The following is a 14,062-nucleotide window of genomic DNA, read 5'->3' on the forward strand; positions in this document are numbered from 1 at the left end:
ACTTAAATGGCACTGCCTATCCCCGCAGTTTAAGTGCTTTACTTCAAGGAGCAAGAGAGCAGGAGTTAACTTATAAAGGGCAAACATCAGTTAAGTCTCCAACTGACGATCGCTTACTTCGCGGAAAATCTCTGGAGATTGGTTTAGAAAAGGCATCAGAGGAACGTTGTGATGCCATTAAACAGGAATATCCCGATCTATGTAAATTTTTTGATTCATTAGAAGGTGTTCCTGCTTTACCTTCCCGAGAACAACTGGAACAAATATGGCAGAAGAACGCACGAGAAATATATTCTCAATTTGATGAATTTGCCAATTTTTTAAGCGAAATTGGGCTGGCGAAATGGCGGGAAAAGGAACAACGTTATGGATTTGCTGATATTTATGTCTATGGTTTTAAGATGAGTCGCACAGGTACAAAGTAGCAAGCAAATTAACCATTAACATCAATTTATAGTGATTGCGGAGAGAAGTTATTTTCTCTCCTGTTTCATTGAGGTGATAATTGGGCGGTTAAAATTCACTGGATCGGGGAGTAATAAGCGCGATCGCTGTTCGTGGGATATTCCAATCATAGACCAAAGGCTCGGGAGTAGTTATAAGTGCGATCGCCTCTATCTCAGCTTTGGTCAATTGGGGTTTGATGGCAATTTGACTCCTTCTAACTGACCCACTTTAGCATCAAAAGAGGCTGTTTCTTTGCATCCAGCGAGTTGATTGATTTGGGTAATTAATAAACCGGGCTTGCAGAAACCCGGTTTCTGTGGTTAAAACTCTCCGGCTAAAGCCGAAACACAACGTTCGCAGATAGTGGGATGGTCTGAAGACTCACCGACATGGACAGAGTAATTCCAACAGCGATCGCATTTTTCGCCATCAGCATTCACCACAGCGATCGCCATAAATTCCGACTCACTTTTATACTGCAAATCCGCCAGTTTATCGGGATTTTCCAATAGCTCCACCTGAGAACAAATCAACAGATATCGCAAAGCATCAACCCCGTTATTCTGCTTAAATTCCGCCGGATTTGGATTCATGGCTGCTAACTGTTGACGCAATTTTTCATCTGCCACATATAGCCATACTTTAGCATCCAGAGAAGAACCCACCATTTTATCCTTGCGCGCCTGTTCCATCACCTGATTAACCTCGGCGCGAATCTCCCGTAATTTCACCCAAAACTCTGCTAATTCAGGCTTTTTCCAGGTTTCATCTAACCGAACCCAACCAGATTCAAACACTGATAAATAGGGGGTAGAATAGGGCATATTTTGCCAGATATCTTCGGCCGTATGACACAAAACTGGCGCGATCGCTTTCGCCAAATTTTCCAGAGCGATCGCCAAAACCGTCTGACAACTGCGCCGCCGGAAACCATTTTCCGCGCTAATATATAGTCGGTCTTTCGCAATATCCAAATAGAAATTGGATAAATCCACCACACAGAAATTCTGCACCGTTTGGAAAAAGCGGAAAAACTGATAAGTTTCAAAAGCGTCTTTCACTTCCGCAAACACTTCCGTCATGCGGTGCAACATATACCGATCCAACTCCGGCAAATCCTCATAGGCGATCGCATCTTTTGCCGGGTCAAAATCATGCAAATTCCCCAACAAAAACCGCGCCGTATTCCTAATTTTACGGTAAACATCCGACATCTGTTTTAGGATATTTTTACCCAAAGGTACATCTGCAGAATAATCCACCGAAGACACCCACAAACGCAGGATATCCGCACCATAAGCAGGCTCTTGTTGTTGATTTTTGCCCCCATTAATAACCACAGCCGGATCTACCACATTACCGATAGATTTACTCATTTTCCGGCCGTTTTCATCCAGGACAAAACCATGAGTTAGTACAGTTTTATAAGGTGCAATCCCATAGTTAGCCACACTGGTCAACAAACTAGACTGAAACCAACCCCGATGTTGATCAGAACCTTCTAAATAAATATCAGCCGGATAAGCCAATTCTGGGCGCTGTTTAGCCACCGCCGCCCAAGAGGAACCCGAATCAAACCAGACATCCATAGTATCGGTTCCCTTGCGGTATTTCTTGCCATTATTAACATAGGATTCCGGCAGTAATTCCTCAACCGAAAGTTCCCACCAAGCATCAGTACCGTGTTGAGCAATAATATCTTTTACATGGTTAATCGTTTCCTCATTTAGCAGAGGTTCCCCCGTTTCTTCCTCATAAAAAACCGGAATCGGAACCCCCCAACTGCGCTGACGAGAAATACACCAATCACTGCGATCGCTTACCATTGGCGTAATCCTATTTTCTCCCTGGGGGGGAATCCACTGCACCTGTTTAATAGCCTCTAAAGCCTGTGACCGGAAACCTTCCACCGACGCAAACCATTGTTCTGTCGCCCTAAAAATTGTCGGTTTTTTCGTCCGCCAATCATAGGGATATTTATGTTGATAGGGTTCCTCCTTAATCAAAGAACCCGCCTCTTGTAACGCTTCAATAATCGCGCTATTAGCATCTTTGAGAACATTTAAACCCGCAAACTCTCCCGCCTCCTCCGTAAAATCACCATTTTCATCTACTGGCGAAAGTATAGGTAAACCATAACGCTGACCTACGATATAATCTTCCTGACCGTGACCGGGTGCTGTATGAACCAAACCCGTCCCCGATTCAGTAGTCACATAATCACCACCAATTAAAATCCGACTTTCCCGGTCAAATAGAGGATGTTTATAGGTGCAATTTTCTAGCAGTTCGCCTTTTACCGTGGCTTTCACAGTTAAATTAGTCTCAAAAGTAGCTGATAACCTTTCCACTAATTCCGCCGCCACCAACAGATATTTAAACTCAATAGAACTCTCAGAATCCCCTTGAGTTTCTACCACCGAATATGTTAATTCTGGATTCAGAGAAACTGCCAAATTTCCCGGAATCGTCCACGGCGTAGTCGTCCAGATTGCTACTCCTAAATCCGGTAAATATGGACTCAGTAACTCTCGCACCGATTCAGCTAAACTCGTAATTCTGAAAGCCGCATAAATACTGCGGGAGGTGTGACCTTCTGGATATTCTAACTCCGCTTCCGCCAGGGCTGTTTTGGAACTCGGACTCCAATGGACGGGTTTTAGACCCCGATAAATGTATCCCTTGAGAACCATTTGAGCGAATACAGCAATTTGGGCCGCTTCGTATTCGGGAGTTAGGGTTAAATAGGGGTTGTCCCAGTCTCCCCACACCCCATAACGTTGAAATTGGGTTTTTTGTTCTTCAACCGTTTTCAGGGCAAAATCTCGCGCTTTCTCACGCAAAGTCATCGGCGTGAGTTGTTCCCTTTCTGACTGCTTCATCTGTTGCAGCACTTTCAACTCAATCGGGAGTCCGTGACAGTCCCAACCCGGCACATAGCGCACTTTTTGCCCCTGTAGAGTTTGGTAGCGGTTAATAATATCTTTGAGAATCTTATTCAGGGCGTGGCCTATGTGTAGCTGTCCATTCGCATAAGGCGGGCCATCATGAATTACAAACCGATCGCCCGGATTGTTTTCACAGAGGCGATCGTATATCTGGTTATCCGCCCAAAATTTTTGTAATTCTGGTTCCCGTTTGACGGCATTAGCCCGCATATCAAACTTGGTTTTGGGCAGGTTAACCGTGTCTTTGTAGGCGTTTTTTTCGGTCACGGCAGTATACTGAACGATTCTCTAGGGTTAGCAGTTTTCAGATATTTTAACTCTGTTGGGGACGGCTTGCCACAAATTCCCCATCGGTGTGTTTAGTTTTGTAACGTTCCTTAAAATAATCGGGCGATCGCCTGATATGATTAGACCTTGGTTTATATCATCGCTTTGGGAAGTTTTGGGAGGAACAATGGACTTTATTACCAACTTGTTCAGCAATGTCAATTTTGAACTGATCGCCCAGTTACTAATGCTATCGCTGATTGTGATTGCTGGCCCGGTAGTGATCGTATTGTTGGCGTTTCGTGGGGGCGACCTGTAGCATCAGACCCCCAAAATCTCTGAATCCAGCGGAGGCGGGTGGGTTTTACCTACCCTCCCATTTTCCAGTGCCTACCAGCAGACCTACATCGACTCAAATTTAGTCCTGGATGTAATCCTGTCCATTCACTAAAGCCATTTCCGCCCGGACGAACTCCCGCCCCAGGTATAGGGCATGATCGAAACAACTCAGCGGACACCGACTGGCTTCTTCTGTGATTTTAATACCCAATTCTTTCGCCGTTCTTCCCCGGTAAATACCCATGGGAGTCCGCTTTAGTTCCCCTTTACACGGGAAAGGTTCCCCCGTGTCTGGATCAACCGCTAGGCCCTGTTCGTTGATATCGTTGCTATAATGTTCCGCACAAATTAAGCCCCTTTCTCGATCAATATAAATGATAAAATAGCCCGCCGGATCGAGTTTAATAAAACGCTGGGAGAGCTTGTCATCTAACGCTATGCGTTCTTCTGGAGATAGGTTGGTGTTCGTTGATAGAGTAGACACAAAAGTTAAAAATGCGATCGCTACAATACAGTCTACTTATTACTTTACAATATGTCGAATATTTAACCGAGGATTGTATTAATTTATACAGAAACCTCCAAGTATTAAAAAATAGTAATTGGCCATTTGCCACTAGATATAGCGTAAAACGAGAAATTTGTCAATACCTGTCACTAAATATATATATGGAGTAAATTAGTAAAGCTGATTCAAATTTCAGACATAAACAGACCATGCAAACCCTATCAACCACAACTGATACCCCCTTCAATCGCCAAATTCAGGTAATCCGGCGGGATGGATCGTTAACCCTTTTGGATGTGTCCAGAATTCGCGCAGTCGTTAACTGGGCTTGTGAAGGCTTAGATGCTAACCCCATTACTTTAGAAGCTGGACTGACCACTCGCCTTAAAAACGGCGTCACCACCAGGGAAATTCAAGATAACTTAATAGGTTGTGCCCTAGAGTTGTGTAGCCCCTCCGACCCAGACTGGCGGTATGTAGCCGGGAGGCTGCATATCTGGAATTTATGGAAAGATACCCTGGTTAGCCGTGGCTATCAATATGAGGATTATTGCCAAACCGTTACTACCAAAGTCAAAGCCGGTCAATATGACGATCGCTTATTAAAATATACCCCCGAACAGTTGAGAGAAGCCGGAACCTGGATTAACCCCCAATGGGATAAGGATTATGATTATGCGGGGGCGATTTTACTAACTAAACGTTATTTATTACCCCAGGAATTACCCCAAGAAGCCCTATTATCTTGTGCCTTATTATTAGCCGTAGTCGAAGCCCCAGAAAAACGAATGTTTTGGGCGCATAAATTCTATCAAGCGATCGCCCTGCGTCAGATTTCTTTAGCCACCCCAATTTTAGCTAATTTGCGGATTCCTAACGGGTCTTTGAGTTCCTGTTTTATTATCGGTATGGATGATAATTTAGAGAACATATTTGACACCATTAAAGACGCTGCCCGAATTTCTAAAAATGGTGGCGGTGTCGGCGTAAATGTCAGCCGCATTAGGGCGACAGGTAGCTGGGTAATGGGTAAGCCTAACGCTTCCGGTGGTGTAATTCCCTGGATTAAACTGTTAAATGATACCGCTATTGCTGTTAATCAGGGAGGCCGTCGGGCTGGGGCAATTACAGTCAGTTTAGATGTGTGGCATTTAGACATTCTCGAATTTCTGGAAATGCAAACCGAGAATGGAGACCAGCGCCGGAAGGCTTATGATATTTTCCCCCAATTAGTGATTTCTGATGAATTCATGCGGCGGGTGCGTAACTGCGAAAACTGGACTTTAGTTGACCCCTACGAAGTCCGGGTAAAATTAGGCATAGAATTATCAGAATTGTGGGGAGAAGAATTTGAGTTATCTTATCAAAAAATCGAATCCTCTTTAGATTCTAAATTAAAGCTATATAAGCGGATTAATGCTAGGGAACTGTTCAAAAATATTATGCGATCGCAAGTAGAAACCGGGATGCCTTATCTGTGGTTTAAAGATACTAGCAACGCTGCCAATCCTAACCAACACGAAGGATATATTCCTGGGGGTAATTTGTGCCAAGAATCTTGGTCTAACGTCAAACCAGGAGAACTCGCCCATACCTGCAACTTAAACAGTCTCAATTTAGCTAATTTAGATTGGCAAGACCTACCCAATATTTGCGAAATAGCCGTCCGAATTTTAGACAACACCATCGAAATTACCCACCCACCATTTCAAGCCAGTATTGACCATAATCAATGTTATCGCACCATTGGCGTAGGTGTCATGGGGTTAGCTGATTGGTTAGCAAAACGGCGCTTTTCCTATAACCATGTGCAGGAAATTAGCAACCTGTTTGAAGATATCGGATTTTACTGCACCAAAACCTCAATGGAACTCTCCAAAGAAAGGGGGGCTTATCCCGCATTTGCTGGAAGTTCCTGGAGTCAAGGCAAGTTAATTGGTGCCAAACCCGTCGATTGGTTTTTAACCCACGCCGACGATAAAATCAGGTGGAAAGAATTAAGCGAAGATATCCAAAAATATGGGATTAGGAACTCTCATATAACCGCCATTGCCCCCAATACCTCATCATCCTTAGTCCAAGGTTGCACCGCCAGCGTATTACCCTGTTATAGTCGTTTCTTCTATGACAAATGGGCTAAAGGAACCGTACCCATTGCCCCTCCCTTTATTAAAGAAAACTTCTGGTTTTACCCAGAGAATAAAACCCTAGATCAGCAAATTGTTGTCAAAGCCGTAGCCACCATGCAGCAATGGATTGATACAGGGATATCAATGGAGTTGATGTTTAACCTCAATCAAGGGGTATATTTCCCTGAAGAACCCGATCGCAGCCTGAAAGCTAAAGATATCTTTGAAACCCTCATGGCGGCTTGGGAACAGGGGTGCAAAGCCATCTATTATGTCAGGACAGTGCAGCGGGACAGCTTTCAAGAATCCGAAGATGCCTGCACAGCTTGTGCAAATTAGCTATAATATCCGTTACCACTAAACTTGTAGTCGGGGGAATCCTAAATTCTCCCGATTAGTTTCGTGTTGTTGATGAAAATTAACCGCTGATAAATACAACTTTTCAGCATTTATAAACATCAACAAAAACTCCCGTTTTGGATGGAAAAAATGACGCTTGTACTAAACTTTAACGGTCACAACAATAAGCAAATCAACAAAATGCCTCTCAATCCCATCTTTAATCCTGATGGTAATGATGATGTGGCTCACCGTTCAATGTGGTTTGGCGAGACTACCAACCTAATGCAACTTAATGATGTTCGCTATTCTTGGGCAGTCGGTTTATACAAGCAAATGCGCGAAAATTTCTGGGTTAATTAGGTAGCCCAGATTAAACCCCTTGAAAACGGGGGAACTCTGGAGTTGCATGGTTCGCCAAAACTGGGGATAATCGACAAGGAACCTTACCAAGTTGATATTAAACAAAGAAAAGGTTTTTTGGGCGCTAATTGCGATCGCATATGGCACTACAGACAATCCCGTGCCTAGCTCATAGATAGTGAGAAGGTGTAGAGACTATCCAGCTTATGGAGTAGGCAGTAAGCGGTTGACTGTCGAAGCGGGGGGCTCTTTTGTTTAACAAAAGATGATGATATAGTCCGATCTATGTGGTGACACATAGCAGCTTGAATAAAGCGGGCAACACCTAGCGAATGTTGCTGAACATCAATGACCTGAAAAACTGGACATCACCCAGGATGTTGTTGATTACACTAATTTAACCCCTGATGAACGGACGGCATTTGATGGAATTCTATCTTATTTAACTTTCTTGGATTCCATTCAAACCTGCAACATTCCCTATATCAAAAATAGTGTAACTGCCCCAGAAGTCAGCCTCTGTATGGCCGAACAAATCTCTCAAGAAGGAATGCACAATCAGAGTTATCAATACATGATTGAAACTATCATTCCTTCCGAACGGAGAAACTACGTTTATGACTTTTGGCGCACCGATAAAGTTTTACGCGATCGATGTGAATTTATCGCCGGACTTTATCAACAATATGTTGATGATCCCACCCCGGAAAATTACTTTGTCTCATTGATGGCAGATTACTTGTTAGAAGGAATGTACTTTTATAATGGGTTCATTTTCTTCTACAATTTAGCCTCGCGAATGTTAATGCCGGGAAGTGCCGATATTTTCAAGATGATTAACCGTTAATGTTAGCGGCTATTGTCAGTAATGATAATAGAAAACCCCTTGAATTCAGGGGAAGTCTCATTGAGATAATCCTGAGCGAAACCTATGCTAATTAGCAGAATGTTCAAACTATGTCAGAGTTAACATCTGGCAACTGTATGAACAAGGGACGTGCAAAGACCATCCAGAAATGGAGTAGAGTCAAGCGACTCGAAGCGGGGGGAATCCTTCTTAAATAAATAAGTTAAGGATTGTGATATGGTCTGTTCTATTCGGCGACGGGTAGCTGCTTAAATTAAGCGGGTAGGGAGTAGCGACCCCTACTGAACATTAAAGGACGAACTTTCTCATGTGCGGTTATTCCAGAAAATTATCCCGGAAGCTATGGCAATTTTTCCCCATTCCCAAGACCGGATTTATGAAATGTTCGATGCGGCTGTTCAACATGAATGCCGCTGGACCAATCATATTGTTGGTAACAACATTTTGGGAATTACTGAACACAGTACAGAACAGTACACTAAATATCTCGCTAATATCCGACTGCGTTCTATTGGTTTAGAATCCCTCTATAGTGACCCCAAATACCAAAAGAGTCCCTATACTCATTTAGAGCGTTTCTCGGATACTAAAAAAGAAGCTCACACTAAGGCGAACTTCTTTGAAGCCAGTGTTACCAGTTATGTGATGTCTTCTGGGGTGAGTGGCTGGGATGAAATTTGAGGATTACCCACCACTAAACTGTTAGCAACGCAACCAAGACAGGAAGAAGCTATCACAACCCTCTTCCTGTTTTGATTTCTACGGTCAGCCTCTGACGCGGAATTGCTACCATGAGTAATAATACTGAATGTTTCAGACCCATATAACCCAGACATTCCTCAACAGGTGTTCTACAATAAGATATTGCACCCCTGTAAAATTCCATTGATCCAATCTTCGAGATAATGAGAAAACTGTTTAGCGATTTAATTTCCAAACCAGCACCCCCAGCCCCACCCCAACCCAAACCCCCCCAAATTAAMAAACGCCGTGGCGGTATCAGCATTAAAACCCCCGAACAAATCGAAATCATGCGAGAGTCGGGTAGAATAGTCGCGACAGTCCTCAAAGAGATCTCACAACAGATCAAACCTGGTATGACTACCGCAGAAATCGACGCCTACGCTGAAAGGCGGATTAGGGAATTAGGCGCTGTTCCTAGCTTTAAAGGCTATCACGGCTTCCCGGCTAGTATTTGCATCTGCATTAATAACGAAGTAGTCCACGGTATCCCCCGTAAAAATAAGGTGATCCGTAACTCAGATGTGGTAAAAGTCGATACAGGAGCCTACTACCAGGGTTTTCATGGAGACTCCTGCATCACTATTGCTATTGGTGAAGTGACACCATCAGCTAGTAAACTGATTAGAGTGGCTGAAGAATGTCTGTATAAAGGCATTGAACAAGTCAAAGCTGGAGCCTACTTGCTAGACATCGCTGGAGCTATTCAAGACCACGCAGAAGCTAATAACTTTCAGATTGTCCAAGAGTTTACAGGTCATGGGGTAGGAGAAAACCTGCACGAGGAACCTTCGGTGTTTAATGTCCGCACCTATGATTTACCTAATGTCAAGCTCAAAGCAGGTATGACCCTAGCCATTGAACCTATTTTAAACGCTGGCTCTCGATTTACCCGTATCCTTAGCGATCGCTGGACGGCAGTTACGGTTGATAACGCCTTATCTGCCCAATTTGAGCATACTGTATTAGTGACTGAAAACGGCTACGAAATTTTAACCGATCGCCATCAAGTCTAAACAGATACCCCACCAGCCAAAACAGGTAAATTTTCCTCAACCCTACTAAATACCCCCTCCCTTGGGTCTAGGGTTGAGGAGAGATCCACTTTCCCCGGCTTCTGCTGATAAGTCATCAAACCTGTTAACTTTTATCAACTTTATAAAAATGTCAAATCAAATCCCAGAAAATGAGCCACAAGGGGAAGAAATACCCCCAGTATCTCCTCGACTTTTATTAGTAGATGATGAACCGGGATTAAGGGAAGCTGTCCAAGCCTATTTAGAGGACAGTAATTTTATTGTAGATGTCGCGGAAAATGCTAAACTGGGCTGGGAATTACTACAGCAAAATCTACCAGATTTGGTAATTACTGATATTATGATGCCGGAAGTTGACGGCTATCAATTCCTGGAACAAATGCGCTCAGACCCTAAATTTAAAGCCCTTCCTGTGGTGTTTTTGACTGCTAAAGGGATGAAAGGCGATCGCATTCAAGGTTATCAAGCCGGTTGTGATGCCTATTTATCTAAACCCTTTGACCCAGAAGAACTTGTAGCCATTGTTAAAAACCTGTTAGAACGTCGAGCCGCCACCCGCCAAGAAGCCGAAGACGGCAGCCCAGATATTACCGCCTTAGCTGGACAAATTGCCCGCATTGAAAATATGCTCAAGGGTAAAACTGGCATCAATTTGAGTCCTTCCCCCATTAAAATTGACCTAACACCCAGAGAACAAAGTGTTTTAGATTTAGTCGCCCAAGGACTAATGAATAAAGAAATAGCCAGCCGTTTAGAAACCAGTGTCCGCAATGTCGAAAAATATGTGAGTCGGTTATTTACTAAAACCGGAACTAATAGCCGCACTGAATTAGTCCGTTATGCTCTCGAACACGGTTTAACTAAATGAAAATACTTGGATATTTGTTAAGATTTATTGAGAATCATCATGCAATCTCCATTTTTTGGTTAGCATTCAGTCAGAGAGTTCAAATTGACAACAGTCAATCCGATTATGAAAACCTCTGTTCTGCATAAAGAATCAGTATCAACCCTAATCCAAACATTTTTACTCCTGGTGCTGCTGTTGAGTTTTTTCCTGATGATTAGCATGGCGGGCACCGTTTGAGATTAGAGATGATCGAATTATCGCGATGCACTATGCTCAATGACCAAAAATATACCCCGTCTCTTGTGAGCGGGGAGTTGAAAATTTAGAGTCGCACTAATAGATTAAGGCCGTGGGTATCGGTGCCGCAGGTGGGCAGTAAATTGTAATCCCAAGCCAGTTGTTGTATTTCTTCAGTAATTTTTGGGGTTGGATACCAGGGGTTAGTCCGGCGATAGCCATAGAAAACCTCAACGCCATCAATTCCCAGGCGACTGGCTTCGGGGATGAGTTCTGCTGCTGGGCGGCGATATCGTGCTGGGTGAGCTAAAACAGCTAAACCGCCGGCGTTTTGGATAGCGGCGATCACAGCCCGGGCTCCGGAATGTTGACGAGGGACTGAATGATGCTGTAAATAGGGATAGATACTAGGAGCATCTGGGTCAAAAGCATAGCCCAAAATATGTACGTCGGTTTCCAGGAGGTGGGCGTTAATTTCAACACCCGTCCACAGGGTCAGGGATGGGATGTTGTCTGGTTTGCAAGCATGACTTTTCCGGTGATTTAACCAATGCTGGGCGATTTGATAGCCCTCAGTGGTATGGTGGTCTGTGATGGCAAGTCCTTTGAGTCCAATAGCGATCGCCTGTTGAATGAGGGCGATAGGGTCAAGCTGTCCATCCGATTTCGTGGTATGAGCATGGAAATTGTAGGATGTGGGACAGCTATCCGCATCAATTCCCTGTAAGACTTGAATAAGTGCTGACCGACTCATAGCCGTAGACTCAACATATTGCTTCTGAGCATTTTCCCAAGTTTTCGATAAACTGGAGAAGGATGCAGAAGCCGGGACAAGATTGACTGACATAGCCGTCGATTTCTTAATAAACCTTTACCTACATCTACTGTATCGAATTTATCAGGCCTGATGTGGGATTTCGGCTGATTTAAGGACGATTTTAGATTTAAAATTCTTATATATACTTACTAATTCTTATATATACTTACTAACTGCCATTTTAGGGAAGGATGGGGCGATCAGGTGGAATTGCCGATGCCCATTTTTCCCCACCCTAAGCTGATGCTTCACTGTTGCGATAACTAGCAGCCTGATTAAGCAATTTAGACCAACGCTTCTGTACCTGTTTGGGAGTACATTTGAGAGCCACAGCGATCGCCTTATCAGGTTCTCCATCCCGTTTTAGTTGCAATAAAGTCCTTTCCGCCAGAGACAGATTATTCTGAAACGCCGCCCATTGCTCAGTAGTCATCCCCAGTTTTTGGTCTAAGTCCGCTCCCAACCACTCATGAACCAGTTTCCAGTTATTAGAGTGAGCAAACTTTTCGACATGGTACTTAAACCGCTGTTGTAAGTAGTCCCGTTGACGAGGGGTGAGATTAAGGGCCTTATCAATATCGCCGGCTTGCCAATCCTGAAGTTTCAGAACTAGATAATCTACACAATCATTCTGACCCTGGGCTTCCAGATATTGTACCAGTTCCGCAATTACGCGATCGCGCAATACAGCATCAGCCGGGTCAACCATCTCAGACACCATCAAATCGCGAATTTGCTGCATAGCGTGGGTACGACTTTGAGCCTCAGCTTCCTCGGTTTTGCCCCCCTCAACCGCCAATTCAATATCAAGAGACATTTCTGGGGGTTGACCTTTAGCAAAACCTTGAGCCCGCAGGACGATTAACCGTTGGCGGTTGCGACCCGGTAAACCAATCTGACGCTTGGCATATTGTTCTGTAAAAGCCATATATTCCGAAAGTTCTAACCGAGTTTGGGGGGTATAGTCCGCTTCGAGTTCATGTTCACGACGAAACGCCCGCAGAGACTCAATATAGAAACCTTGGAGGAAATCTTCAATCAGATTATACCGAGCCTGGAAATGCAGATTAGAGTTAAAAGGAGCCACATGGCGGTACACCATCGCTGCCAAATTGGAGTGCAGTTCCACCCGACCTTGACGGGAACCTAGACGATAGTATTGTAAGCATTTTTGCAGGCGATGACGGGCTAAATTCAGTTGCCAGGTTCCTACTTCCCCGGAATCTTGAATCCGCTTGCTTTTGCTGCAAATGCGATCGACTTCTATGGCAATTCGCATCATTACTGAGTCGCTGCTGGCTGGTTTCAGTTTCAGAACCTGCTTAATTTCGTCTAGGAGGCTGTTCACTACTGTTTGAGTATGTAAGGTCTCAACACTGGTATCTGACAGTTCAGGGGTGGCGACGACGTTGGTAGAATTGGTATTAAACATTTTCATTACCTGGTATAAGTTGGCTGTTGCAGAGGTTGAGGTGCAGGTGCAAGGTCTTGGCTGGCTTGTTTGTTTCCCTGTCCTGATTCAACTCTCTACAATTTGAATAGTAGGAGCAACCACATTCAAACAGGGTCTGAACTGTTCCACTCTTTTAAGTAACTGCAATCACTCCTAGGGTGAACTGACCTACTTATACACAATCACTCTCGGCTCCATTTCGCTCAAACTCCCTCTGCATAAGGATTTAGACATAAGCGCGATCGCTCCTGTTCCCCCACTGGTCTGCCTCTGGGACTACCGCCATTCCGTAGACAGTTACCTAACTGGTTCCTTCTGTAGTCTTATAAAATTGATGTTGGGTTCCACTTATAAAATTGATGTTGGGTTCCACCACGGTGACAGAAACACCCCCTGATGTTGGGTTCCACTGCCCTGCACCCAACCTACTTCATAAAAAACCCTTGGTGTTCGGTTACACCGCCGTTATACAAAACCCTTGGTGTTCGGTTACACCGCCGTTATACAAAACCCTGGTGTTGGGTTCGACTCCGTTACACCCAACCTACTTCGTAAAAAACCCTTGGTGTTCGGTTACACCGCCGTTATACAAAACCCTGGTGTTGGGTTCCACCGCCTTACACCCACCCTACTTCATAATTTGACTACACTGTTGCGAACTATCTTTGGAATGAAGGCCGGTTGACTAGCTAGTTACTAGATTCTTTAGCGGAAATAGT

At 44.2% G+C, this 14,062-nt stretch carries 11 protein-coding genes and 2 pseudogenes; 9 read left to right on the top strand and 4 right to left on the bottom strand.

Annotation, left to right across the window (positions count from 1 at the left end):
• A pseudogene (locus B9T16_RS18075) lies at positions 1-425 on the top strand (ParA family protein); the annotation flags it as partial.
• A gap of 31 nt (positions 426-456) precedes the next feature.
• On the top strand, positions 457-669 hold the full coding sequence (locus B9T16_RS18080) for a hypothetical protein (protein WP_410245399.1): 213 nt from the start codon (positions 457-459) through the stop codon (positions 667-669).
• Between the two features lie 98 nt (positions 670-767).
• Here the strand turns inward: B9T16_RS18080 and ileS are convergent, their stop codons facing one another.
• The gene (gene ileS, locus B9T16_RS18085; RefSeq protein WP_410245400.1) at positions 768-3,662 is read right to left on the bottom strand and encodes an isoleucine--tRNA ligase; all 2,895 of its coding nucleotides are present in this window, start codon (positions 3,660-3,662) and stop codon (positions 768-770) included.
• A 187-nt stretch (positions 3,663-3,849) separates the two neighbouring features.
• Here ileS and psb30 point away from each other — a divergent pair, with 187 nt between their 5' ends.
• Positions 3,850-3,981: a photosystem II reaction center protein Ycf12/Psb30 gene (gene psb30, locus B9T16_RS18090; RefSeq protein WP_006620174.1), complete on the top strand. Its 132-nt coding sequence runs from the start codon at positions 3,850-3,852 to the stop codon at positions 3,979-3,981.
• A gap of 99 nt (positions 3,982-4,080) precedes the next feature.
• Here the strand turns inward: psb30 and B9T16_RS18095 are convergent, their stop codons facing one another.
• Positions 4,081-4,485 carry a DUF4346 domain-containing protein gene (locus B9T16_RS18095; protein WP_006620173.1) on the bottom strand — a complete coding sequence of 135 codons (405 nt, stop codon included), beginning with the start codon at positions 4,483-4,485 and terminating at the stop codon, positions 4,081-4,083.
• Between the two features lie 233 nt (positions 4,486-4,718).
• On the opposite strand from B9T16_RS18095, the gene B9T16_RS18100 reads away from it, so the two are divergent.
• The 6 genes and pseudogenes from B9T16_RS18100 to B9T16_RS18125 all read left to right on the top strand — a co-directional run bounded on the left by B9T16_RS18100 (position 4,719) and on the right by B9T16_RS18125 (position 10,854).
• Positions 4,719-6,977 carry a ribonucleoside-diphosphate reductase subunit alpha gene (locus tag B9T16_RS18100; RefSeq protein ID WP_006620172.1) on the top strand — a complete coding sequence of 753 codons (2,259 nt, stop codon included), beginning with the start codon at positions 4,719-4,721 and terminating at the stop codon, positions 6,975-6,977.
• Positions 6,978-7,127: 150 nt separating this feature from the next.
• A complete protein-coding gene (locus B9T16_RS18105) occupies positions 7,128-7,340 on the top strand; it encodes a hypothetical protein (protein ID WP_006668400.1) in 213 nt (70 codons plus the stop codon).
• A gap of 361 nt (positions 7,341-7,701) precedes the next feature.
• Positions 7,702-8,187 (top strand): ribonucleotide-diphosphate reductase subunit beta, encoded by a 486-nt coding sequence (locus tag B9T16_RS18110; protein WP_286131468.1) that lies wholly within the window; start codon positions 7,702-7,704, stop codon positions 8,185-8,187.
• Between the two features lie 321 nt (positions 8,188-8,508).
• Positions 8,509-8,889, top strand: a pseudogene (locus B9T16_RS18115) (ribonucleotide-diphosphate reductase subunit beta); the annotation flags it as partial.
• A 224-nt stretch (positions 8,890-9,113) separates the two neighbouring features.
• The gene (gene map, locus B9T16_RS18120; RefSeq protein ID WP_410245401.1) at positions 9,114-9,965 is read left to right on the top strand and encodes a type I methionyl aminopeptidase; all 852 of its coding nucleotides are present in this window, start codon (positions 9,114-9,116) and stop codon (positions 9,963-9,965) included.
• Between the two features lie 148 nt (positions 9,966-10,113).
• The gene (locus tag B9T16_RS18125) at positions 10,114-10,854 is read left to right on the top strand and encodes a response regulator transcription factor (RefSeq protein ID WP_410245402.1); all 741 of its coding nucleotides are present in this window, start codon (positions 10,114-10,116) and stop codon (positions 10,852-10,854) included.
• A 304-nt stretch (positions 10,855-11,158) separates the two neighbouring features.
• On the opposite strand, the gene B9T16_RS18130 is transcribed toward B9T16_RS18125, so the two are convergent.
• Entirely contained in the window at positions 11,159-11,920 is a 762-nt protein-coding gene (locus tag B9T16_RS18130) for a PHP domain-containing protein (protein WP_006620166.1), read from the bottom strand.
• Positions 11,921-12,125: 205 nt separating this feature from the next.
• Positions 12,126-13,322, bottom strand: coding sequence for a HetZ-related protein (locus B9T16_RS18135; RefSeq protein WP_006620165.1), 1,197 nt, complete (start codon positions 13,320-13,322; stop codon positions 12,126-12,128).
• Between the last annotated feature and the right edge of the window lie 740 nt (positions 13,323-14,062).

It is taken from the genome of Arthrospira sp. PCC 8006 (genome assembly GCF_046480465.1).
GTDB lineage: Bacteria > Cyanobacteriota > Cyanobacteriia > Cyanobacteriales > Microcoleaceae > Limnospira > Limnospira platensis.